This window comes from Salinicola sp. CPA57 (genome assembly GCF_003206035.1).
GTDB classification, from domain to species: Bacteria; Pseudomonadota; Gammaproteobacteria; order Pseudomonadales; family Halomonadaceae; genus Salinicola; species Salinicola socius.
In genome coordinates this window covers 212371-236122 of the sequence record NZ_PZJR01000009.1, presented here as the reverse complement: position 1 = coordinate 236122, position 23752 = coordinate 212371, and the positions used below count along the sequence as shown (strand labels likewise).

21 protein-coding genes are annotated in these 23752 nt (G+C 61.6%); 10 read left to right on the top strand and 11 right to left on the bottom strand.

Annotated elements, in window-relative coordinates:
• The 3 genes from DOM36_RS20085 to DOM36_RS10975 form a co-directional block, all read right to left on the bottom strand.
• Complete coding sequence (locus tag DOM36_RS20085) at positions 1-156, bottom strand: hypothetical protein (RefSeq protein WP_157958626.1); 156 nt, start codon at positions 154-156, stop codon at positions 1-3.
• 153 nt (positions 157-309) lie between these two features.
• A complete protein-coding gene (pepN, locus tag DOM36_RS10980) occupies positions 310-2976 on the bottom strand; it encodes an aminopeptidase N (RefSeq protein ID WP_110643104.1) in 2667 nt (888 codons plus the stop codon).
• 205 nt (positions 2977-3181) lie between these two features.
• Complete coding sequence (locus DOM36_RS10975) at positions 3182-3592, bottom strand: YbaN family protein (protein WP_341864693.1); 411 nt, start codon at positions 3590-3592, stop codon at positions 3182-3184.
• Positions 3593-3815: 223 nt separating this feature from the next.
• Between DOM36_RS10975 and DOM36_RS10970 the strand changes: the two genes are divergently transcribed.
• Complete coding sequence (locus DOM36_RS10970; RefSeq protein WP_157958625.1) at positions 3816-4631, top strand: class III extradiol ring-cleavage dioxygenase; 816 nt, start codon at positions 3816-3818, stop codon at positions 4629-4631.
• A gap of 164 nt (positions 4632-4795) precedes the next feature.
• Here DOM36_RS10970 and DOM36_RS10965 read toward each other — a convergent pair whose 3' ends face one another.
• The 3 genes from DOM36_RS10965 to rimI form a co-directional block, all read right to left on the bottom strand.
• Positions 4796-5869, bottom strand: coding sequence for a glycosyltransferase family 9 protein (locus DOM36_RS10965; protein WP_157958624.1), 1074 nt, complete (start codon positions 5867-5869; stop codon positions 4796-4798).
• Between the two features lie 206 nt (positions 5870-6075).
• Entirely contained in the window at positions 6076-6561 is a 486-nt protein-coding gene (locus DOM36_RS10960; RefSeq protein WP_075569019.1) for a YajQ family cyclic di-GMP-binding protein, read from the bottom strand.
• A gap of 63 nt (positions 6562-6624) precedes the next feature.
• On the bottom strand, positions 6625-7101 hold the full coding sequence (gene rimI / locus DOM36_RS10955; protein ID WP_075569018.1) for a ribosomal protein S18-alanine N-acetyltransferase: 477 nt from the start codon (positions 7099-7101) through the stop codon (positions 6625-6627).
• Between the two features lie 308 nt (positions 7102-7409).
• Here rimI and DOM36_RS10950 point away from each other — a divergent pair, with 308 nt between their 5' ends.
• The gene (locus DOM36_RS10950) at positions 7410-8897 is read left to right on the top strand and encodes a RimK family protein (RefSeq protein ID WP_075569017.1); all 1488 of its coding nucleotides are present in this window, start codon (positions 7410-7412) and stop codon (positions 8895-8897) included.
• 15 nt (positions 8898-8912) lie between these two features.
• Here DOM36_RS10950 and DOM36_RS10945 read toward each other — a convergent pair whose 3' ends face one another.
• The 5 genes from DOM36_RS10945 to DOM36_RS10925 all read right to left on the bottom strand — a co-directional run bounded on the left by DOM36_RS10945 (position 8913) and on the right by DOM36_RS10925 (position 13127).
• Positions 8913-9803, bottom strand: coding sequence for a DUF2797 domain-containing protein (locus tag DOM36_RS10945; protein WP_083941519.1), 891 nt, complete (start codon positions 9801-9803; stop codon positions 8913-8915).
• Positions 9791-10057 (bottom strand): DUF1315 family protein, encoded by a 267-nt coding sequence (locus DOM36_RS10940; protein ID WP_075569016.1) that lies wholly within the window; start codon positions 10055-10057, stop codon positions 9791-9793. Before DOM36_RS10940 ends, DOM36_RS10945 begins: the two co-directional genes overlap by 13 nt.
• A complete protein-coding gene (locus DOM36_RS10935; protein WP_110643101.1) occupies positions 10054-10932 on the bottom strand; it encodes a rhomboid family intramembrane serine protease in 879 nt (292 codons plus the stop codon). The genes DOM36_RS10940 and DOM36_RS10935 overlap by 4 nt, the downstream gene beginning before the upstream one ends.
• Before the next feature lie 334 nt (positions 10933-11266).
• Positions 11267-12244, bottom strand: a complete 978-nt coding sequence (locus DOM36_RS10930) for a metallophosphoesterase (RefSeq protein WP_075569014.1) — start codon at positions 12242-12244, stop codon at positions 11267-11269.
• A gap of 1 nt (position 12245) precedes the next feature.
• Entirely contained in the window at positions 12246-13127 is an 882-nt protein-coding gene (locus DOM36_RS10925; RefSeq protein WP_075569013.1) for an NAD(+) kinase, read from the bottom strand.
• Positions 13128-13503: 376 nt separating this feature from the next.
• Between DOM36_RS10925 and DOM36_RS10920 the strand changes: the two genes are divergently transcribed.
• From DOM36_RS10920 to DOM36_RS10885, 8 genes are all read left to right on the top strand, one after another.
• Positions 13504-13869, top strand: a complete 366-nt coding sequence (locus DOM36_RS10920; RefSeq protein ID WP_075569012.1) for a hypothetical protein — start codon at positions 13504-13506, stop codon at positions 13867-13869.
• 11 nt (positions 13870-13880) lie between these two features.
• Positions 13881-16070, top strand: a complete 2190-nt coding sequence (locus DOM36_RS10915) for a pyrroloquinoline quinone-dependent dehydrogenase (protein ID WP_232823797.1) — start codon at positions 13881-13883, stop codon at positions 16068-16070.
• A 204-nt stretch (positions 16071-16274) separates the two neighbouring features.
• Positions 16275-17567, top strand: a complete 1293-nt coding sequence (locus DOM36_RS10910) for a DUF3100 domain-containing protein (RefSeq protein ID WP_075569011.1) — start codon at positions 16275-16277, stop codon at positions 17565-17567.
• Between the two features lie 64 nt (positions 17568-17631).
• Entirely contained in the window at positions 17632-18792 is a 1161-nt protein-coding gene (locus DOM36_RS10905; RefSeq protein ID WP_075569010.1) for a M20 aminoacylase family protein, read from the top strand.
• Between the two features lie 253 nt (positions 18793-19045).
• Entirely contained in the window at positions 19046-19957 is a 912-nt protein-coding gene (locus DOM36_RS10900) for an NAD(P)-dependent oxidoreductase (RefSeq protein WP_075569009.1), read from the top strand.
• A complete protein-coding gene (locus tag DOM36_RS10895) occupies positions 19954-21513 on the top strand; it encodes an aldehyde dehydrogenase family protein (RefSeq protein WP_110643100.1) in 1560 nt (519 codons plus the stop codon). The genes DOM36_RS10900 and DOM36_RS10895 overlap by 4 nt, the downstream gene beginning before the upstream one ends.
• Before the next feature lie 109 nt (positions 21514-21622).
• Complete coding sequence (locus tag DOM36_RS10890; RefSeq protein ID WP_075569007.1) at positions 21623-22750, top strand: aminotransferase class V-fold PLP-dependent enzyme; 1128 nt, start codon at positions 21623-21625, stop codon at positions 22748-22750.
• 123 nt (positions 22751-22873) lie between these two features.
• Positions 22874-23746, top strand: a complete 873-nt coding sequence (locus DOM36_RS10885) for a VOC family protein (protein ID WP_110643099.1) — start codon at positions 22874-22876, stop codon at positions 23744-23746.
• Positions 23747-23752 lie beyond the last annotated feature (6 nt).

Sequence of the window (23752 nt, the reverse complement as noted above, 5' to 3'; positions counted from 1 at the left end):
CTATCGCCGACTCAACGATGGCAATACATGATCGCGATAACGGCACAGGATGAGCACACCGGCGACGAGCATGACGAGCGCCACGCCCAGCAGGATCGAACCCGCCAGCCGCAACAACGGCAGCGACGCGAAGGAATGGCGATTGGGCGATTTCATCCAACGAGTCTCTCCGTTCGAATCGAAGCACCGCCGATATCGATGCGGATTATCGATGACATGGCAGACATCGGCGACAGAACAGCGGCGGCGATAAAACGAAGCCGCTCACGAGGAGCGGCTTCGGTCACAAAACCCAGCAGGAGGCCGCCATCAGGCATCCGCCAGCGCGCGTTCCACCATCTCATAGACGTTGGGCGAGAGCTTCTCGGCACGAATGCGCTCGAGCTCGGCTTTCATCAGCGCCTGACGCTCGTCGTCGAAACGCTGCCAGCGGGTCAATGGGGTGATGATGCGCGCGGCGATCTCCGGGTTGAGTCGGTTGAGTTCGATCACGACGTCCGCCAGTAGCTTGTAGCCCTCGCCATCGAGCCGGTGGAAGTTGACCCGGTTCTGGGCGAAGGCACCGATCAGCGCCCGCACCTTGTTGGGATTTTTCATCGAGAACAGCGGATGCCCCATCAGGAAGCGCACCCGCTCCAGCACGTCGGCTTGTGGACGAGTGACCTGAATCGTGAACCACTGATCCATGACCAGCGGATCGTGGGCCCACTTTTCGCCGAACGCCTTGAGCGCCGGCTCGGCCAGATCGGTGCGATCGCTGTGAGCCAGCAACGTGAGCGCCGCGCGCACGTCGGTCATGTTGGCGCTCTGCTCCAGCTGCTGCTGCGTCAGACTGACGGCTTCTTCGGTCTCGATGCTCATCAGGTAGGCGAGCGCGACGTTCTTGAGCCGCCGCTGGGCGATCTGCTCCGGTGTCGGCGCGTAGGGTTCGTCGCTCAGGTTGTCCCGATAGACGGCGAGAAAATCGTCGCGCAGCTGATACGCCAGCGACTGACGTACGAACTCCCGCGCGGCGTGAATCGCATCGACATCGACCGTCGGCTGCTGTTCGGCAATATAAGCCTCCGACGGCAGTGTCAGCATTTCCGCCAGCACCGCCTTGTCGTCGCCAGGCTCGTTGAGCAGGCTTCGATAGGCTTCGATCAGGCGGCTATCCATCACCTTCTCGACGCCGTTACGGTGAGCCGCGATCAGATCGTCCAGCGCCAGCAGGGTCAAGCGCTGGCCGGCATCCCAGCGGTTGAAGCCATCGGAATCATGGGTCAGCAGGAATGCCAGTTCTTCACGCGAATAGGGGTAGCGCAGTTTCACCGGCGCCGAGAACCCGCGCAGCAGCGACGGTACCGGTGCCTCTTCGACATCGGTGAACACGAAGGTCTGCTCTGCCTCTCGCAGGTGGATGACGGCATCCTTGCCCAGCTTTTCGCTCTCGCCGTCTTTACCGCTTAGCGTCAAGCTCAGATCGTGGCCGGACTTGGTACCGACCAGACCCAGGCGTACCGGGATGTGCAGCGGCAGCTTTGCGGTCTGACCCGGCGTCGCCGGGGTGCGCTGGGAGAGACGCAGACGATATTCACAGGTGGCGTAATCATATTCGCCGTGGGCATCGATCTCCGGTGTTCCCGACTGGGAATACCAGCGCAGGAACTGATCGAGATCCAGCCCGGATACCTCTGCCATGCAGGCGACGAAATCCTCGATCGTTACTGCCTGACCATCGAAGCGTTCGAAATAGAGATCGCTGCCGCGGCGAAAATCCTCCCAACCCAATAGATGGCGCAACATGCGCACCACTTCCGCACCCTTCTCATAGATGGTCAGGGTGTAGAAGTTGGAGATCTCGATGTAGTGGTCGGGACGAATCGGATGGGCGGTCGGCCCGGCGTCCTCGGCAAACTGCGCGGTACGGAAGAACGAGACGTCCTCGATCCGCTTGACCGGTGCCGAGTTGACGTCGGCGGAGAAAGTCTGGTCCCGGAAGACGGTGAAACCCTCTTTCAGCGAAAGCTGGAACCAGTCACGGCAGGTCACGCGGTTGCCCGACCAGTTGTGGAAGTACTCGTGGGCGACGATGCCCTCGACCCGCTGGAAGGTCGCATCGTTGGCGGTCTGGGGATGAGTCAGAACGGCGGCGGAGTTGAAGATGTTGAGCCCCTTGTTCTCCATCGCGCCCATGTTGAAGTCGTTGACGGCGACGATCATGAAACGATCCAGATCGTATTCGCGACCATAGGTCTCCTCGTCCCACTGCATGGAACGCTTGAGCGATGCCATGGCGTGCTCGGTCTTGTCGAGGTTCTCCGCCTCGACCCAGATCTGCAACAGTACCTCGCGTCCACTCATCGTGGTGTAGTGATCCTCGACCTTTTCCAGACTGCCGGCGACCAGCGCGAACAGATAGCTGGGCTTGGGGTGCGGATCCTCCCAGGTCACGAAATGACGATTGTTGGGCAGCTCCCCCCGTTCCACCGGATTGCCGTTGGAGAGCAGCACCGGCAGCGCATCGCGATCGCCGATCACCGTGGTCGAGAAGGTCGCCATCACGTCCGGCCGATCGGGATAGAACGTGATTCGGCGAAAGCCTTCCGGCTCGCACTGCGTGCAGAACATGCCGTTGGAACGATAGAGCCCTTCCAGCGCGGTGTTGGCATCCGGGTCGATCTCGACCTCGGTATCGAGCAGGAAGCGTTCCGGCACCGTGGCGACGGTCAGCGTCTTGTCGTCGACCGTGAATTCATCGGCTTCCAGCACCTGACCATCGATGGCGACGCTGATCAACTTGAGCTGTTCACCGGCCAGTTCCAGCGGCAGGCCAGTCTCTTTTTCATCGGGGTCTCGCTCGGGATGGCGTTCCACATGCAAGCGCGCCTTGACTCGGGTAGCGGACGGCTCGAGATCGAAGGTGAGCTCGGTATGCGTGACGCGGTACGCCGGCGGCAGATAATCCTTGAGATAGGTCGCTTGCATCTCAGACATGGCAACGCTCCTTGCAGAAATGGGTAGGTCGAATCGACAGCTCGAACCAGTGACGACAGTCAGTAACCCGAGTGGAACGACAAAGCGTGCCGATCGACGATCGGACACTATTCTACCCGCCTCGGCGGAACGATATCGAATCGGGGTCGTAGCTTGGTAAGCGCGGAGAATTCGAGGAATGACAAGGTCAGCGCCGGCCGGCGACTCAACGCCGTTCGGGGGCCTCCTCCGACCATACGCCGCGCACCGGACACTGCAGGCTCGGCAGCGGGCGCGTCACGATCCAGATCGCAAGCGCCGCCAGTCCGACGATCAGGCCGATCTTGAGCGGCCAGAGGGAAACGGTGAACGCGATGACCAGGCACGAAACGCTGAGCATGATCACTGCCATGATCTTGGCGTGCTTGGGAATGGCCCGTTCACGTTCCCAGGACTGGATCGGCGGACCGAAGCGCGGATGGTTGCGAATCCAGTTGGCGAACCGGGGAGAACCTCTGGAAGCCAGCCAGACCGCCGCCAGCATGAAACAGGTGGTCGGCATCACGGGCAGGAAGAGACCGATCACGCCCAGCGCGAAGCTGATGGCGGCCAAGGTGACATAAATGGCATTACGCATGCCGGACATCCCCACTACGGTGTGTCGATAGCGCCACCCGAAGAGGACGCTGGAATGGATAGTGTAAACCAGCCCTGGTCATCCGCTCCAATGTTCGGGCATGGAAAACGCCAATGTTGACGATAGGGAAACCCTCCATTCGCATGACGATGTCTAGCACAGGGAAACGATCGGCGTAGGCTTGCGATATCGCCAACGCCATCCCATGACAGGAGCGCCGATCATGACCACACGCCAGGTACTCTATCTGTCTCACGGATCTCCCGATCTCAGTCTAATCGATCATCCTGCTCGCACTTTCCTGCGAGAGTTCGGCGAGCGACTGCCGAAGCCTCGCGGCGCGTTGATCATCTCGGCGCACTTCGAGACGCCGGGTCTGGTCGTTGGGGGATCCAGCCGTCCTCGCACCTGGCACGACTTCCACGGCTTCCCCGATGCTCTCTATCGAACGCATTATCCGGCTCGCGGCTTGCCCGAAATGGCCAAAACGTTAGTGACAGGGCTCAATAACGAGGGAATCGATACGCTCCTGGATGCCGAGCGAGCGCTCGACCACGGCATCTGGTCGCCACTCTCGTTGCTCTGGCCGCAGGCCGACGTACCGTTGATACCGATCAGCGTACCGATGCAGACCGGTGTGGCAGCCCAATTGAACAGCGCCGCCTCGCTAGGCCGCTGGGCGGAGCAAAACGCGTTCATGCTGATCGGCTCCGGCGCCGCCACCCACAATCTCGGGGATCGACACTTCATCCACGATGCGCCGGATCCCTGGGCGAGGCAATTTCACGACTGGGTCATCGACGTCGCCGCACGCGGCGATCTCGGCGCGATGAAAGATTGGCGGGATGCGCCGAATGCCCGCTACGCGCACCCGACGCCCGAGCACTTTCTGCCGTTACTGATGTGCGTGGGGGCGATGGAGGGCCAGCCTCTCCGGGTGCTTCACGAGAGCTTCATGTTCGGCAATCTGAGCATGCTGGCATTGGGTAGCGAGGTATACAGAAACAGCGATGATATTAAAACCGATGACCTAGGATGAATTTACGGCTTCATGTCAAACAGTAATTACGGAATATTCAAAAGACCTAGTAGCGTTACGGTATGGCTTACCGTGGTTGGCCTCCGTTCGAAGAAACTTGAATGCGGGAAGCTGACATCCCTCCAGATCCACTCAAGTGCATGACAGCCCACAGCAAACACCCATCAAACACTACTTAACAGGCGATCGAACTCTTCCTGCAAGTTCTCATTGGACAGCTGGCTAACCTGCTCACTCTCGACAACGAGTTGTCGTGCACGAGCATAATTTGGTGCCCATATTTTATACCCAACTAGGCCAGTGTCCTTCAGCTTTCTTTTGTTATAAATTGCAAGAAGAGGCTTGTTGAATGCATTGCACATATGAACGATGGAGGTGTCCGGTGAAACGATGACATCGGCCCTTCTGACGATTTCAACTGCGGTACTCACCGTACTCCCTTCCACATACACGATTTTCTCAATACCCATGGCAGAAATCTTCGATTCCATGCCGATAAGAACGACCAGGTCCTGGGGATGATGCCTTTTAATATGATACACCAATTGCTGGACCTGATCAGCAGATAAGTCTTTATCTTTTGAACCCGTCAAAGGATTGATGGCTATCAATCTTTTATAAGTCAAACTGCTTACCAGCGCATCAACTCGAGCCACGGCGTCTGGGTGGATCGGCAAATGATAGCGATAACCATGTTCCTCCGAAGCAAAAAGCCGCAATACGCTACGATGCCGCTCGGTGATATGTCGACTCGGATCAAGAAGTTCAATTGACTTCCGATAAATCGGAAGATCTCCCTTGTTAAAACCAACACTATGTTTCGCTGACAGCTTATGAACAAGCCTGCAGCGTTCATAGGTCACCACATCATCGAAGTCGATGACCACATCAAAACACTCTTGCTGAAGTGGTTTCAAAGACTCACGACGCTTGTAGATAAACACCTTTTCAACATATTCAGAATGGGCCAGCAAATCGGCACAAAGCGGGCCCGTCAAAAGATAAACCTTAACATTTCTTTCAGCAAAAAACCTGATGACGCCGGATGCAACAATCATATCTCCAATTTTATCATCGAGCCTCAAAAGCAATACCTTATTTATATTTTTATAATCAATCTCTTTGTCGCGAGCATAATATTTCGACACCATCAACCGAAGCTTAAAGGCTCTGAAGAATTCCTTTTTCAATCGAACCGCGTTTTTTAAAAAACTCATTTTCTTTCGGCCAGCGGACATGCCACCCTCTCCTGTCATCGTATCGCCTCGCACAATCGTCAAATCAGCGCTGGCCTTCTGGTGGCGGAAGGTAGGAAAAAACCCATCGCCAGGATAATACTATCGGGCGAAAAACCCGCATGCCATGCGGGTTCGGTAGATACGCCACGGCTGGAGCCTGACCGTCGCGTTAGGGATGATTCGGGAAGACGTGCAAGGCGTACCCCTCACTCCCGAAAGTTATCGTACTGCAGTGCCAGGTCCGGGCCATCTTCCCCCTTGAGCAGGGCGATCGCCTGCTGCAGGTCGTCGCGCTTCTTGCCGCTCACACGGACCTTGTCGCCCTGGATCGCCGGCTGCACCTTGAGCTTCGAATCCTTGAGCAGTTTGACGATCGCCTTGGCATCCGGCTGTTCGAGGCCTTGCTTGAGCTTGACCTCCTGACGCGCCTTGACGCCGGAGGTCTGGGCATCCTGGATGTCCATGCAGCGCGGATCGATCCCGCGAGCGATCAGCTTGTTGCGCAGCACGTCGATCATCTGCTGCAGCTGGAATTCGGCGTCCGCCTCGATCGAGACGGTCTCTCCCTCCAGCGAGAAGCTGGCGTCGACGCCGCGAAAGTCGAAGCGGGTCTGGATTTCGCGATTCGCCTGATCGACGGCATTGGTCGCTTCGTGGCGATCGAATTCGGAAACGATGTCGAAAGACGGCATAAATATCAGTCCTCTATCAGGAAATGGGGCCGCGACGCGGCCGGAGTGAGTCGGCGGGCGCCGTCAGTCGGCCAATGGCGCTTCGGCCGCCTCCAGTCGCTTGTCCATCTGCCAGGCGGCACAGCCGTCGGCATAGTAGTCGTCCAGCCAGCGACGCGCATTGAAGCCCATCCGGCGATAGAGTCCCATCGCCACGCGGTTATCCGCGCGTACTTCCAGCAGCAGGCGCTGGCTGCCCCGCTCTCTTGCCGTTTCCTCCAGTGCCTGGAGCAGTTCCCGACCCAGCCCGCTTCCGCGGGCCGCCGGATCGACGCAAAAGGAGTAGAGCCTGGCGGTGACGCTGTTACGGCGGAACAGCAGCGTGCCATAACCGATGACTCGCTGGTCTTCGGCCACCGCCAGCAGATTGGCGGCGTTGGCTCGGGTCAGCAGGTGCGCGAGTTGGCGGCGGCTGAAGCGATCGCTATCGAAGCAGCGTTCTTCCAGTTCATACAGGGCGTCGCAATCGGCGGGCAGGCCGTGGCGAAGGGTGCGGAGCATGCTTGCGCTCTTATCTGGTTCAACGGAGATTTCGGTTTGTCAGGGCCTTGGTTCGTCCGCAAATCCGGCGAATTCGGGAATTGTGTACATCCCGGCTGTCATTCATCTTGAGCGGGCCCGACAGCCCGCCAAATGGGCAATGGCGGAAGCGACCACACCGACGATGGTGAAATTATTTCACGCCTGTCACGACTTGTCGCCGCCTTCACATCATCGCATGCTATTTTGCCTTTAAGCCCCCGGCAGCTTGCCGTATCGACCGCCGACCCCTCGCCGAGAGACGATGTCGGAAAAGGAGCCACCGATTCATGTCACGCCTGCGTATCGTCGTCGACCGCCTTGCCGACTGGCAACCTTACTACCCTTCCGAAGATTTGATCAGCGCCGATGCCTTTCTGGCCCAGCAAGGCGTGACGACGACCGATGACGCCACACATGTCATCAATCTTTGCGCCAATCTCGACTATCTGGAAACCGGCTACTACGTCTCGCTGCTGGCCCAGGCTCGCGATCAGCGGGTTCTGCCCAGTGTGGAGACGCTCAATCAGCTGTCGCGCAAGGCATTGATCGACATGCAGCTGGCGGCCATCGATCCGCTGCTGATGGAACTGAACAAGCGTGGCGTGCTGGAAGGCGACACCTTTTCGCTGCGGGTGTTTTTCGGCGAGTGCCGGGAGCCGGAGTTGCAGCGCCTGGCCCGGCGCCTGTTCGAGCGCCTGCCCCATCCGCTGCTGGAAGCCCGCTTCGAGAAACGCCAGAACGTGTGGCGACTGGCACGACTCAAGCCGTTGGCGTTGACGGCATTGCAGTCCGGCGAAGAAGATCTGTTCGCGACGGCGCTGAACCGCCACTCCACCCGGGTCTGGCGCACGCCGCGCGCTCGTCGTCGCTATCGCTTCGATCTTGCGATCCTGATCGATCCGGAAGAGACGTTGCCACCCAGCAACAAGGGCGCACTCAAGCGCTTCATTCGTGCCGGCCGACGCCTGGGGATCGACGTCAGCCTGATCACGCATCGCGACGCAGGACGGCTGGCCGAATTCGACGCGCTGTTCATCCGCGAGACGACGCGGCTGGATCATCACACCTATCGCATGGCCAAGAAGGCGGAACATGAAGGCCTGGTCGTGATCGACGATCCCCAGTCGATCCTGCGCTGCACCAACAAGATCTTCCTTCACGAGCTGCTGGGTACTCACAAGATTCCCGCGCCTCGCGGACAACTGCTCTACCGCGGCGACATGAGCCGTCTCGACGAAAAGCTCGTCCAGCTGGAATATCCGCTGGTACTCAAGGTGCCCGACGGCGCCTTTTCCAAGGGGGTGGTCAAGATTCGTTCGCGGGAGGAACTGGAGGCGGAAGCGCCGAAGCTGTTCGAATCTTCCGCGCTGCTGCTGCTGCAGGAGTGGCTGCCCACCGACTTCGACTGGCGCATCGGCGTCCTCGACGGCCAGATGCTGTTCGCCAGTCGCTACTACATGGCGCGCGGCCATTGGCAGATCTACGACCACTCCAGCGGCAAGACTCGCAGCGGCGGTTTCACCACTCACGATCTCTCCGAAGTGCCACCCCCGGTGGTCAAGGCAGCACTGCGGGCGACCAAGCTGATCGGCAACGGGCTATACGGGGTCGATCTCAAGCAGATCGGCGAGCGCGTGGTGGTCATCGAGGTCAACGACAACCCCAACCTGGATGCCGGCGTGGAAGACCTGGTACTGAAGGATGCGCTCTATGAACAGGTCATGGCGGTATTTCTGAAGCGCATGGAACGCCAGCTCGAGCGCAAACCGCGCTGACGGTCATCGTCGGAATCAGGCCGCTTCGGTTTCCACCGCGACCTGATAGCCGGTGAACTTGCGCAGGTTGATGACGCCGGTGTCGAGAATCAGGTATTGCCCCTTGAGCCCCATCAGGGTGCCCTCTATCCTCGGCGTCTTGTCGAAATTGAGCGAAACGATCTTGCGCGGCCATTCGAGCACCGGATAGTCGATCGCCAACGGCGGCACATCGTCGATCGTCTGGATGGCATCGTTGCCGAAACGCTGGCGCAACTCGGCAAGCCCGGGTTCGAGTTCGGCCAGCAGACGATCGCGCTCGGCAATCAAGTCGAGCGGTTCGACCTCCCCCTTGAGCATTGCACGCCAGTTGGTGCGATCGGATACCCGTGCCTTGAACAGCGTTTCCACCAACCCGGACTGCTGGCGCGTGTCGACGTCGAGAATCGGTAGCGCCTGGACCGCGCCCTGATCCAGCCAGCGCCCAGGGGTATTGGTACCCCGGGTAATGCCGACCTTGAGACCCGAAGCGTTGGCGAGATAGACCGTATGCGGTCGAAAGCAGTGGCGCTCGCCCCAGGCCGGGTCACGGCAAGTGCCCTGAAAGTAGTGGCAGGTCTCCGGACGCATCATGCAGAGATCGCAATGCGCCAGCGACGAGAAACAGGGGTAGCAGTGGCCCTGACCGAAGCTCTTGCGCGTGGCTCGCCCACATTCGATGCAGTGAATCTTGCCGGTATGATGCAACCGGATTCGCTGACCCAGCCAGCCGTTGAGGGCCAGTCGCTGCTCGCCGGCGCGCAAGGTGTAATCCGCCCGGCCACTCTCCGCCGACAACCGAATATCGAGCTTGCGCAACTGGCCGCTGGCGATCCGATCAGCCTCGAGCGCAGCAGGGGTGTGCACGCTGGCGATCAGTTGATCCATTTGACCGCAGCTTCCTCGGCGGAAGAGTGGCTACCGGAGACACACTCGTTGCGTTCCAGATAACCCACGCGCTGATCCGCAGGCACGTCGTGAATCATCTCGTACTTGATCACCGCTTCCAGGCACAGTTCGGTCTGTTCGGCACTCAACCGGCGACCGTCGGGCCACTTGCGCAACTGAATGGCCTGCTTGAAGTTTTCGTACATCTCCGGCGTCATCTGCGCGACCATGCGGTCGAAATTCATTTCGTTCATTTCTGTCCTCCTGAAGCGTCGTGACCGCCGCCCGACGCGTTGCGGCTGGCAAACCACCCCATGATCAGCCCGATCAGCAACCCGCCCAGATGCGCCTCGTTGGCGACATTGCCGAAACCGAAGGCATCGCCCAGCCCCGTCATGGTAAAGACCATCCAGGCCAGCATGAAGACCATCAGCATCTGGGGCACGAAGAAACCGCTGCCGGGCCGGCGGCGAGACATCAGCCACACGTAACCCAGCAGCGCATAGTCGACGCCCGACATGCCGCCGAACAGGACGGTGCCGGTGACATATTGCGCGAGGTTGGAAAACACCGCCGCGACGACAACGATGATGCCGAGCCGGCGCCAGCCCTGAACCGACTCGACCTGACGGCCGAAATACCATACCCACAGCATGTTGAAGATCAGATGCATCCAGCCGAAATGCAGAAGCGCTGGCGTGAACAGGCGCCAGATCTGGCCGCCGGCCAGGGTATCGGAGACGAGGTCTCCCGGCACCAGCCGCTGGCCCACCACATCGAGCGGCACGATGGTGAGTGCACGGACGATGGCGTCGCCCGCGAATGTCATGGCGAGAAAAATCGCCACACAGACTGCGATCAGACCTGCCGCGAGCGGTGCCTGGCCGAATGCCTGGCCGGTGACGCTGGGCCGGCGGCGCGGCGCAGAAGTCGCCGCCGATGCCTCCAGCTCACCACGCCGCCAGAGCTCGATCAGCCGAGCCGCCGCATCTCGCTGCTCGGGGTCGGCCAGCCACAGCACCTGCAGATCGTCCTGCCGGGTGAAGCGATGACCGACGTGATGCGCCCACAGCGCCTGCCTCAGCGGGCGAGTGTCCAGATCACCGGGCAGTTCGAGGAGTTTGTACATAGAGGACGTCCGACCCGCTTGGCGAGAAAATAGCGAAACACCTGCACCGACGACGCTGGCACCGCGAAGCTCGACACGAATGCCCACGACGCTCGGATCGCCATTCTACAGGCCCAACAAAGAAAAATCCGGCGGGAGGGCCGCCGGATAAGAGCAAGGGATCATTCAAGGGAACACTGACTTTGAGGGTTGCCGTGGGCGGTAGTTCCCGACATCGCCGAAAAAAATCCATCGCCCTCCTGAAATCCGCTGAACCGACCCCAAAAACATCGCCAAATCAGAAACCTGCGCATCATGTAAAAAAATGCAAAAAGAGACCGGTGCCGTGGCCATCTCACCCCCGGATCCCCTCCTGCGACACATCGACCCAGACGAAATGATTGGCGTCGAGCCGACTCTCCCCTTCCCAGCGATAAGCGACCAGTCGACCGTACTTCACTGCGCTGTAGTCGAGACAGGCGATATTCGACCGCGGCAGAGCCGGCACGCCCTTGCACCAGTAATGACCGACGAACAGGGGCGGCGCCGATTCCGGATAGTAGGTCAGCCGCGCACGCTCGTCAGTGCGCAATGGCCGGTCCTCGAGCGCCGGCGGCAGATTGTCGGGCTGAAAGACCACGTCGCCGTAGGTCCGCGGATTCCGACACCAGAAATGGGTGCGAAACGAGCGTCGGGTAAAGCCGTCACCCGAGTGAATCTCCATGCCCGGCGGCAGCGGCAGTTGGGTACCCCGGGTCAGGCGATCCAATATCTGGTGGGCCAGACTGCCATGACGCGTCGATTCGATCAGGAACTCACGGTCGATACGGGCGTTGGGGTAACGCTTCAAAAACGCGGCGACCAAGGAGTCGTCCCAGCACGCATGCACCACCCGCAGGCCATCAAGCTCGAGGCACAGCGGTAATGTCATGAACCAGGAAAGGCAGGTTTCCCACTCCAGCGGAAAGGCGTGGAACTGCTCCAGCGTGCGGCCGATGATACGGTTGTTGCGCGGCGTGTGATCGCGCAGCCATTCGCGTTCGCTGTCGCTTGGCGCGGCATGACAATAGGCCAGCGCATTGGCTTCGTGGTTACCCATCACGATGCGCGCCTCGCCGGCGTCGACCATGCGTTTGGCAACGGACACCGCCAGCCGGATGCTCGGTCCACGATCGATCAGATCGCCTAAGAAGATCACCCGGCGGCGTGGGTGACGAAACACCCCGTCTTCCGCGCGATAGCCGAGTTTCTCGAGCAGCCGGATCAGGCTCTGGCCGCAGCCATGGACATCGCCGATCAGATCGTAGCCGTCGACATCGCTGTCCTGCGCCATGTCAATCTCCCAGCCTGCTGCTCCATCCCAGTTTGGAACGACAGGCTTCGAAGAAACTGTGTCCGCGCGGATGGATCAGCGTCAGACGCTCGGCATGTCGGCGGACATAGAGAACGTCATCGGGCTTGCAGACGACGCGGGTCTGACCGTCGCAGCTGACATGCGGGTAGGCTTGGTTGATATCACCGATATGCACGCGAATCTCGCTGGCGGCATCGATCACGATCGGTCGGCTGGAGAGCGTGTGCGGGAACATCGGCACCAGCGTGATGGCTTCCAGGCCCGGATGCACGATCGGACCGCCACCGGAGAGCGCGTAGGCCGTCGACCCCGTCGGAGTCGCCATGATCAGCCCATCGGAGCGCTGGGAGTAGACGAAGCGGTCGTCGACGAACAGTTCGAACTCGATCATTCGCGCAGCCTTGCCGGGGTGAACGACCACGTCGTTGAGACTGGTGCCGGATCCGATCAGGCGTTCGCCGCGAAAGAGTTCCGCCTCGAGCAGGAATCGACGTTCCGTGTCGTACTGGCCTTCCAGTACCTCGGCAACCTTCTGCTCGACCTCATCCGGGGAGATATCGGTCAGAAAGCCCAGCCGCCCCCGATTGATGCCAAGTACCGGCGTGGCGCTATGGCAGAGCGCACGGGCCGCGCCCAGCAGACTGCCATCGCCACCCACCACGATCACCAGATCGCACAGCGTGCCCAGCTCTCGGCGCTTGGCTTCACTGTGGCCATGGCCGGGCAGCAGCGCGGCGGTGCGATCCTCGATCACCAGATCGAGACCACGACGCTCGAGAAAGATCGTCAGGCGCTTGAGCGTCTCGACGACCTTGTCGCTGCCCAGACGGCCAATTAGACCGATGGTGTTGAACGATTCCATACAGCGTCTCTCTCGCGGCGTGACGGCCGGTCATTATGCTGGCTGCGCTTGCCCTCCAGCAAACGCCGGCCCACGATAGGTCGTACGGCGCACGGTCGCGGTGTGCCGATCGCCCTTGGCAATCGAACAACACAAACTATCATGACTGAGGCTACGTCATGAAAAAGGCTCGGCCAGCTCAAAAAAACGAATTAGTTTACATGCTAACTTCCAAAAATCCTTTATACTTTGGTCGGCCTGGCCAGGGGAATACGAGCAAGCTTAGCCACACCATCGAACTGTTTCGTCGATGTTTTTTGGCCTGATGCAACATCAGAGCAACGCAGACACAATCGCCAGGTGCAACACATCGCTCTCATCAGGAGACAACAACCTCATGTCGCAATCTCGATCATTCAGGGCGGGCATCATCGTGCTGCTGGTGGCCTCGCTTGCCGGGCTCGCCATCTCGCTTTATGCCTACTTCACTCCGCTGACCGGCGTCAACGGCTCACTCGGTGCACTCGCCGTCATTCTTTCGACGATCGCGCTGGTCATCATGACACTGGTCATGGCGCCTCTTTCCTGCCGCAGCGGACGCGTTGCGCTGCGTTTGCTGATTCTGCTGGCGCTCGTCGGCACGGGTTTCGCCGGACTGTTGCTGCATCAGTGGTGGCTGACCGCCGCCATGGTGGTTGGCCTGATCGGCCTGCTCCTGGACATGGCCAGTCCAGCCGCATCCACCACACCAGCCCATTCATGAGGAGCCGATCCATGCCAACATCCCTGTCACCGATGCCGCTGCCCACGCTGAAACTCACCGCACAGCGGTTGGGTATGGCCACGGCATTGGCACTGCTGCTCGCCCCGGTTCCGCTGTTCGCGCAGGACCAGCCGACCGAGTCCGATCAGACATCGGCTCAGAGCGACACTCAGCCGTCGTCCAAGGCGTCGACCTCGTCCGAAGCCGCTGAATCTTCCGAAGCCGCTACGTCGTCCGAAGCCGCCACGTCGTCCGAAACGCCGCAAGCCGGCGATGAGGGGGCGCAGGACGTCAGCGCGGCGGACTCGGGCGATCAGCAGAATGCCAACCGGGCACCGATTCCGCTGGTGCCCGAGACGCCGACCTGGGACAGCTTCCACGGTCAGCTCAATGCCCAGAAGTACAGCCCTCTCGATCAGATCACCGCGGACAATGTCGGTGATCTCGAGAAGGTCTGGGAATTCCATACCGGCGATGTCGCCGATGGGTCCGGCGATACGCCGGCGACCGTGTGGTCGGCCACCCCGGTTTTCGCCAACGACACCATCTACATCGGTACGCCGTTCTATCGCCTGATCGCACTCGATCCGGGTACCGGCAAGGAAAAATGGAGTTTCGACACCAAGTCCTCGCGTGAGGCTCTGACCCAGCCGGTGCTGAAGAACCGCGGTGTCTCCTACTGGGAGGCAGAAAACCCGGTCGCCGGTGAGCCGTGCCAGAAGATCGTCTACATGGGCACCATGGACGCCCAGCTGTTCGCACTGGACGCCGACACCGGCGAACTCTGCAAGGGCTTCGCCGACAACGGCGTGCTCAACGTCAATCAATGGAACGACACCCACGCCGAATGGCCGCTCTCCGTGCTGCAGCCGCCGACCGTGGTCGGCGACCATCTAATGCTCGGCTGGGCCGGCATGGACTGGGCCTACGAACAGGCACCGCCGGGAACGATCTTTTCACTCAACGCCCAGACCGGCGAACTCGAGTGGACGTTCCAGGCGCTTTCCGACGAGATGCGCGAGAAGAGCGGTACCGCCAACGTGTGGACGCACATGTCCGCGGATCGCGAGAACGGCCTGCTCTATCTGCCGGTCTCTTCGCCGTCACCGAACTACTGGGGTGGCAACCGCACCGAAGAGGCACCGCTGGCGACGTCGACCACCGCGCTCGATATCGAGACCGGTAAAGTGGTGTGGTCGCGTCAGTGGGTTCACCACGATATCTGGGACTACGACATCAACTCCGCGCCGACGCTGATGGACATCACCGTCGATGGCAAGAAGATCCCGGCGCTGGTCCAGGCAACCAAGCAGGGCTTCCTGTTCGTGGTCAATCGTCTGACCGGCGAAGACGTCTGGCCGATCGAGGAGCGTCCGGTACCGCAGGGTGACGGTAGTGTCGACGGCGAGGTCTATGCTCCGACCCAGCCATTCCCGACCAAGCCTGCGCCGCTGCTGGATCAATCCGAGAAACCCAAGATCTGGGGTCTCGCCGACGCCGTGGGCGGCGGACAGTGTTCGCGTCTGTGGGATAACCTCTGGTACGAAGGCATGTACACCCCGCCGACCACCAAAGGCGAAGGGGCATTGACCTACCCTGACAGCTCGGGTGGCGTGCAATGGGGCGGCGTGGCTTTCGACCCCGAAACTCAGACCGCCGTCGTCAACACCTCGCATATCGTGCAGTACGTCAAGCTGTACAACCGTGAAGACTACGAGCAGGCGGACAGCGGCTCCGGCAACGAAAGCGGCTTCGCACCGCAGAAAGGCGCGCCGTACGGCATGCGACTCAAGGTTGCGATGAACTGGCTCGGCATGCCCTGCTGGGAACCGCCTTTCGGCGAGCTGGTGGCGATCGACATGCATACCGGTGACGTGAAATGGCGTCGTCCGGTCGGCGCGTCGCAGCAGTTCGGCTTCTTCATGCCGGAAAAATGGGGCTCGCCGACCATCGGTGGCCCGGCCGTGACTGCCGGTGGTGTCGTGTTCATCGGTGCGTCGATGGACGCCAAGCTGCGCGCCTACTCGCTCGAGACGGGCGAGGAGCTGTGGTCCGATCAGGCCGAGGCCCCGGCCGTGGCCAATCCGTCGGTCTACGAGTACAAGGGCCGGCAGTATGTCGCCTTCGTCGCCGGTGGCAACACCATCCTCAAGGATCAGGTGGGCGATCAGGTCGTGGTATACGCGCTGCCAGAGGATTGATCATCTAGTCCGACAATCGACGGACAATGGCGATCATGATCGCGTTGACGGGGTGGGCCTTGGCCCACCCCGTTTTTCGTCGCGAATGATCCATGATGCTCCAGTCATCCAAAAATCAGAACACCTCGCACCTTTCATTCGATCACACTCTCTCTGGATACTCGGTGGATGACCTCTCCACCAACAACAAAGAGGTAACGATCGATGCCCCTCTCTCAACTGCTCAATTGGCGCCTGCATCTGCTGGTCGTCGTGCTGTCGCTGCTCAGCGAATGGATCGGTATCGTCAAGATCCCGCTCGGGCCAGGCACGCTTCTGCTACTGCCGCTGTTCTACGCCTTCGTTCTCGGGGTACTGCTCAACCCGCATCTGTTCGCCGGCACCAAACGATTTCTGCCCGAAAGCGTCAGCCAGGCAGCCACCCCGCTGATTCTGATCTCGATCATGCCGTTCATCGCGCGCTTCGGTTCGACCATCGGCCCCGCCATCGATCAGCTCATCAGCGCAGGCCCCGCCCTGATCCTGCAGGAACTGGGCAATCTCGGCACCATGCTGGTGGCATTGCCGGTCGCGGTGCTGGTTCTCAAGATGGGGCGGGAAGCGATCGGTGCGACCTATTCGATCGCGCGTGAACCCAACATCGCGATCATCTCCGACAAGTACGGCCTCAAGGGGCCGGAAGGCGTCGGTGTGATGGGGGTCTACGTCGTTGGTACCATGTTCGGCACGCTGTGGTTCGCGTTGATGGCCGGCTATCTCGCTTCGCTGGGCTGGTTCGACCCGCGCGCGCTGGCGATGGCCTGCGGTGTCGGCAGCGGCAGCATGGTGGCGGCGTGTTCCGGCGCGCTGGCCGGCGCCATGCCCGATCTCGCCGATGACCTGCTCGCCTTCGCCGGTGCCAGCAACCTGTTGACCTATGCCACCGGGCTTTATGTCTCGCTATTCATCGCCCTGCCCGTCGCCGAGTGGCTTTATCGCCGCCTGGGCGGTCGTCGCCGAGCCGCCAGCACGATGGGCGCCACGGCAGATGAGGATGCGACCGACCTGACCCGCGAAGAGCGCCCCGAAACGGATCTCGGCAAGACCGCCGCCGTGCTGGCCATGGCCTGCGTCGTCGGCTGGATTGCCAATACCATCAACGGCGCCTCGCTGATCGATGCGCTGCCGGGCATGATCATTCTCTACGTCATGACCCTGATCGGTCTGGTCATCACCCGAGCTGCACCGTTCTACCTCCCCGGTGTAGCCTGGGTGTCGCTGGTGAGCATCCTCATGACGCTGCCGTTTTTCCCGGGCAGCGCCTGGATCGTCGATCAGCTCGCCGCAGTCAACTTCCTCGCCATCGTCACCCCGGTTCTGGCTTATGCCGGCCTGGCGCTGAGCCGGCGTGAGTTCAGCATGTTCCGCCAGACCGGCTGGAAGCTGATCATCATCTCGCTGCTGGTATTCACCGGTACCTACGTCGGCTCGGCGGTCGTCGCGCAAATTCTGCTCTAGGCTGAATACCAGAGGTCTTTACCACCGCGCCCGCGTTTGCGGGCGCGCTTTTTGGGAGTTCGACATGAACCAGCTAACCCCCTACCCCGATCCGACGACATTGACCGAATGGCGCCGCGACTTCCACCGCCACCCGGAAATCGCCTTCGAGGAGGTTCGCACCAGCGAGCGCATCGTCGCCATTCTGCGCGAGCACGACCTCGAGCCGGTCACCGGACTTGGCGGTGGCACCGGCGTCGTCGTTACTATCAACGGCAACCGGGGGACGGGGCGAAGCATCGGCCTGCGTGCCGATATCGATGCCCTGCCGATCGAGGAGCTCAACGACATCGACTACCGCTCGACGATACCCGGACGCATGCACGCCTGCGGCCACGACGGGCATACCACGATGCTGCTGGGTGCAGCCTGCGCGCTGGCCAAGAATCCCGACTTCGCGGGTCAGGTGCACTGTATCTTCCAGCCCGCCGAAGAAAGCGAGGGTGGCGCCCGGGTGATGGTCGAAGAAGGCCTGTTCGAGCGCTTCCCGATGGAGGCGGTCTACGGCCTGCACAACTGGCCAGGGCTGGCCGTGGGCGAAGCCGCCGTGCACGACGGGCCGGTGATGGCGGCGTTCGATGTCTTCACGCTCAAGCTGACAGGCCGCGGCTGTCATGCGGCGATGCCCCATCTGGGTACGGACGTGGTGCTCGCCGCCTGCCAGTTGGTGAATCAGTTGCAGGGGCTGATCAGTCGCGAGACACCGCCGCATCAGTCAGCGGTGCTCAGCATCACCCAGTTTCACGCGGGCGATGCCTACAACGTCATTCCCGAATCGGTCGAACTGCGCGGCACCGTGCGCTGCTTCGATGCAACGCTCAAGGCAAGATTGGAAAAGCGGTTTGGCGACGCCATCGATGCCACCGCCCAGTTTCACGGACTCAAGGTAGAACTCGACTACCAGGCGCGCTACCCGGCAACGATCAACACGCCCGAGCACGCCGCGCGCTGCGCCGATATTCTCGCCACGCTCCCCGGCATCGGCAAGATCCACCGCGACATGGCACCGAGCATGGGATCGGAAGATTTCGCCTTCATGCTGGAGCGGTGCCCGGGCGCCTATATCTGGCTCGGTAACGGCGACAGCGCCGCCCTGCATAACCCGGCCTATGACTTCAACGATGCCATCTCCCCTCTCGGCGTTGCCTACTGGCAGGCGCTGGTGAGGCAACTGCTCAGCGACTGATCACGACGGCTTCGACGTCATCCGCCAACGGCTCCTGATGGGGCCGTTGGCGTTGCCCGGGTACCCGGCACCGGCCTGACCGATCAGCGTTTCAATTATACGAACACTCTCCAGCTTTCTTTGCATCACCCGCTCTCTCAATACTGAAAAGCATCCCTGCCGATCCATTCCTCGGCGGATTCGCCGAGCGCTGTATCCGAAAACCCTTCATTCCGACAGTTCTTTCATTCCAACAACAACCCTGGAGAATCTCATGAAAATCACCGTCATCGGTCTGGGTCAGATGGGCGGAAACATGGCGCTGACGCTCCAACGCGCCGGCTTCGACGTCACCGGCAGCGACGTATTCGAGGCGGCGCGCCGGCGGCTTGCCGAGCAGGGCCTCGCCACTGTCAGTCCGGACCAGATCGGCGCCAGTGATGTCTATCTGTTGTCCCTGCCCACCTCCGATCATGTTCGTGAGGTCATCGAGCAGTCACCGGGATTGCTCGGGCTGGCACCCAAGGGCAGCGTGATCGTCGACACCTCCACCAGCGACCCGGTCGTCAGCCGCGAGCTCGCCGCCAAGGTCGCCGATGCCGGGCTCGAGTGGCTGGATGCGCCGGTCAGCGGCGGCCCCAAGGGGGCGGCAACCGGCAGGCTCGGCATGCTTCTCGGCGGGGATATGGCAACGCTCGAACGCGTCATGCCGGTACTCGAGGCGATGTCCGCCAAGCGCACCCACGTGGGCGGCCCGGGCAGCGGTCACGTGGTCAAGCTGGCCAACAACTATCTCTGCGCCGCCAATCTGATCGCCACCGCCGAAGCGGTGACGCTGGCCGCCAAGGCCGGGGTCGATCCGGCGGCGTGTCTCTCCGGGCTCAACAGCGGCTCGGGCAGAAGCGCCATCAGCGAGGTCAACTTTCCCGAGTGGATCCTCTCCGGTCGCTTCGATTCCGGCTTCACCAGCGGCCTGATGCGCAAGGATCTGCGCCTGGCTCGCGACGCCGCCAGCGGTCTCGGTCTCGATCTAAGCCTTCTGCAGCAAGTGGTCGCTGGCTGGCACGCCGACCCTGATCGACCGGCGGATAGCGACGATTTCAATCACATCACCTCACCGATTCTGGCCCAGGCCGACGTTGACTTCTCCCCTTCCGCCGACAGCGACGAGGAAGCCTCCGCATGAACGCATTGAACACTCAGGCACAGCAGGCCTTGCGCCGTCTCCTCGCCCAGTTCGGTTTGTCGCTGGAAGCGGGCGACATGCCCTGCTCCAACTGGATCGATGGGGATCTGGTCACCGGTCAGGGCGATGCCATCACGCTGACCAACCCGGCCACCGGGGAAGAATTGACCACCTATCGCGATGCCGGTACGGATCTGCTGGATCGCGCGGTGGCCGCCGCCACCCGCGCCCAGGTCGAGTGGATGGCGCTGACTGCCAGCGAACGAGGCCGGCGCATGAACGCGGCAGTCCGTCGCCTGGAGGGCCATGAGGAAGACCTCGCCCAACTCGAGAGCGTGGTCGCCGGCAAGCCGATCCGGGACTGCCGGGGTGAAGTCGGCAAGGTCCGGGAGATGTTCGAATACTACGCAGGCTGGTGCGACAAGCAGCATGGCGAGGTCATTCCGGTGCCCACCTCGCACCTCAACTACGTTCGCCACGTACCCTTCGGCGTCGTCGGCCAGATCACGCCCTGGAACGCGCCGATGTTCACCTGCGCCTGGCAACTGGCACCGGCGATCGCTGCAGGCAACGGGGTCGTCCTCAAACCCTCGGAGCTGACGCCGTTCTCGTCGGTGGTGATCGCCCGGCTGATCGAATCCGGTGGCCTGCCCCAGGGGCTGATCAACATCGTCAACGGCCTCGGCCCGACTACCGGCGCGGCGCTGACCGGCCACGACGGTATCCGCAAGCTGGTGTTCGTCGGCTCCCCCGACAGCGGTCGCCTGATCGCCGAAGCCGGCGCCCGCCGGTTGGTGCCGAGCGTGCTCGAGCTTGGCGGCAAGTCCGCCAATATCGTGTTCGACGATGCCAGGATCGACGACGCCGTGGCCGGGGCGCAGGCGGCGATCTTCGCGGCGGCGGGACAGAGCTGCGTGGCGGGTTCGCGGCTGTTGATCCAACGCGACATCTTCGACGCCGTGGTCGAACGCGTCAGCCGCGCTGCCAGCCGGATTGCCGTCGGTCTGCCGGCCGATGAAGCGACTCGCATGGGGCCGCTGCAGAATGCCCGTCAGTTCGAGCGCGTGACCAACATGATCGAACGCGCCAAGGCAGCCGGCGCTCGCGTCGTCACCGGAGGCACGCGCCCGACGGGTCTGCCGGAAGGCGCCAACGGCTACTACCTCGCACCCACGGTCATCGCCGATGTCGATGCCTCGATGGAGATCGCCTGCGAGGAAGTGTTCGGCCCCGTGGTCGTTGCCTTGCCATTCGAAGACGAAGCCGAGGCCATCCGCCTCGCCAACAGCACGCGCTTCGGTCTGGCCGGCGCGGTATGGACGCAGGATCCGGCCAGGGCACATCGTGTCGCCGCACAACTGCGCGCCGGCACCGTTTGGATCAACAGCTACAAGGCGATCAACGTGATGTCGCCCTTCGGCGGTTTTCGCGACAGCGGTTTCGGCCGTTCCAGCGGCCTCGACGGTTTGCGCGAATACACGATCCCCCAGAGCGTATGGGTCGAAACCGGAGCCGAAGCCAGCGTCGCCATGGGCTACGGCAGCGGCCAGGTCTAGAGGCTCTATGACCAGTGAGAGCGGCTTGGGTCGCTCTCTTCTCACCTCGGTCGCTTTCTCTCAATTCGGGTAACATGGCAGCACGACCCGAATCCAGGAAGAGCCCCGCGTGCAGCCATCCGATCTCTGCTATCTCAACAACGCCTCCGTCGGTCTGCAAAGCCCGACGGTATCGGCACATCTACGGGAGTGGCTGGAGGCGGAGATGGCGGCTTATCCGCGCCAACGCCTCGAAAGTGCAATCTGGGACCTGCCGACAAAGAGAACCCGGCTGGCCACCATGATTGGGGCGCCGGAAGCTCAGGTCGCGTTCGGCGCGAGTACGTCTCAACTCATGGCGCAGGTGGTCGGTAGCCTGAACCTCGCCGGCCGGCGTCTGCTGATCGCACCGGGCGAATGGGCGTCTAATGTCGTCTTGCTGCGGCGCCTGGGCGGAGCGCCGACACGCAACATCGAGCTGCTGGCAACCGACGCCAACGGCCAGTTCGATCCGGCCGCTATCGCGAACCAGATCGGCGAGGACGTCGCGGCGATTCTGACGCCCCTGGTCACCAGCATCGAAGGTCGCCGCTATGACGTGGAAACCCTGGGCAACCTGCCTCGGCCAGCGCATTGCCCGCTAATCGTCGACGCGGCTCAGGGGTTGGGGCAGAGCGACATCGATGTGCGTCGATTCGGCTGCGACGTACTTGTCGCCACTACCCGCAAATGGCTTCGCGGCCCCCGGGGAATGGCTCTGCTCTACGTCAGTCAGCTGGCAACGGCCATGATGCAGCCCAATCCGGCCCCGGAGCTGGCGGGATTACGCCTGAACCTGGAAACTCAACGTTTCGACGATCTTCCCCAGGCGCGCCGCTTCGATGCCTCGGACGTCTCCGTCATGAATCAGGTCGCTCTGACAGCGGCGATCGGCGAGCTTCAGCAGATCACGCTGGAGCAGTTGCAGGGACATCTGACGACATTGACCGAGCGGGTCTACGAGCTCGCCCGCGATCGCGGGTTCCGTCCGCTGTTGCAGCATCCCGAGAGCGGCATCGCCACGATCCACCTGCCGGATGCCACCCCCTTGCGGACTCGCCAGAAACTCGATGCGGCCAGCATCGTTGCCAAGGTGTGCGACACGGCCGCCGAACCGCTGAACATTCGGCTGCCGGCGACCGGCTCGCTGTTGAGGATCTCTCCGCATTGGCACAATACGTTGGACGATATCGACCGTGTCATGGCGGCGCTGGATTGAGAGAACGCGGAATTGAGAGCGGTGTTGAAATGAGAAAAAGCGGGGGCGATCGCGTACGCTGTCTCTCCCGAACTGCGATCTTAGGCGATACTGCAGATAACGACACCATCGGATGGAAGGCTCATGAGCTTCGGCATCGATCACCCCTTGCTGGCGGTCAGTGATCTCGATCATGCCGCCCAGGCAGCCCGAGACCTTGGTTTCACCGTCAATGCCCGCCACCAGCACCCGTGGGGAACGGACAATCACCTGCTGTTCTTCAGCAACAACTTCATCGAACTGATGGGGATCGGCCGTCCGGAATGTCTGGATTATCAGGATGACAACGGGTTCCAGTTCGGTCGTCTGATCGAGGCGCGCCTGATTACGGTCGGTGACGGCATCGCCATGGTGGCGCTCGACAGCGACAGCATTCAGCGCGATCACGCCCTGGTCGCGGCGCGGGGCTTCAACGCGGGATGCCCGATCATCTTTCGCCGCATGGCTCACCTGCCCGGCGGCCGCGACGAAGAAGTGAGCGTGGCGCTGGATATCCTGCACGATCCGGAACGTCCCTTCCTGACCCAGTTTCTCTGCCAGCAGTTGCGCCCCGAACTGTTTCGCGTCGATCCGACGCAGGAAGCACATGCCAATACCGCGACGTCGATCGCCGATGTCTGGTACCTCAGCGACGATCCGACCTACGACATCGAACACTTCCGGCGCATTCACGGGCCCAATTCGATCCGAGGTGGCGGCGCCGAATGGACCATTCATACCCATAAGGGCGACTGTCACCTGCTCGACCGCCAGGCGCTGGCCGCCACTTTCCCCATGCTCGGCGATATCGAACCGGAGCCACCGCGAGCCGTGGCACTCACCCTGACCTGCCGTGACCTGAAGGCGGCGATTGCCTGCTGGGAGCGTCACGGCATCGACCATCACCGCCACAGCGAGACTCAGGCCGATATCGCGCCTGGCGTTCTGGGTACGCTACTGCGATTCGAGCAACGCTAGGCAGCG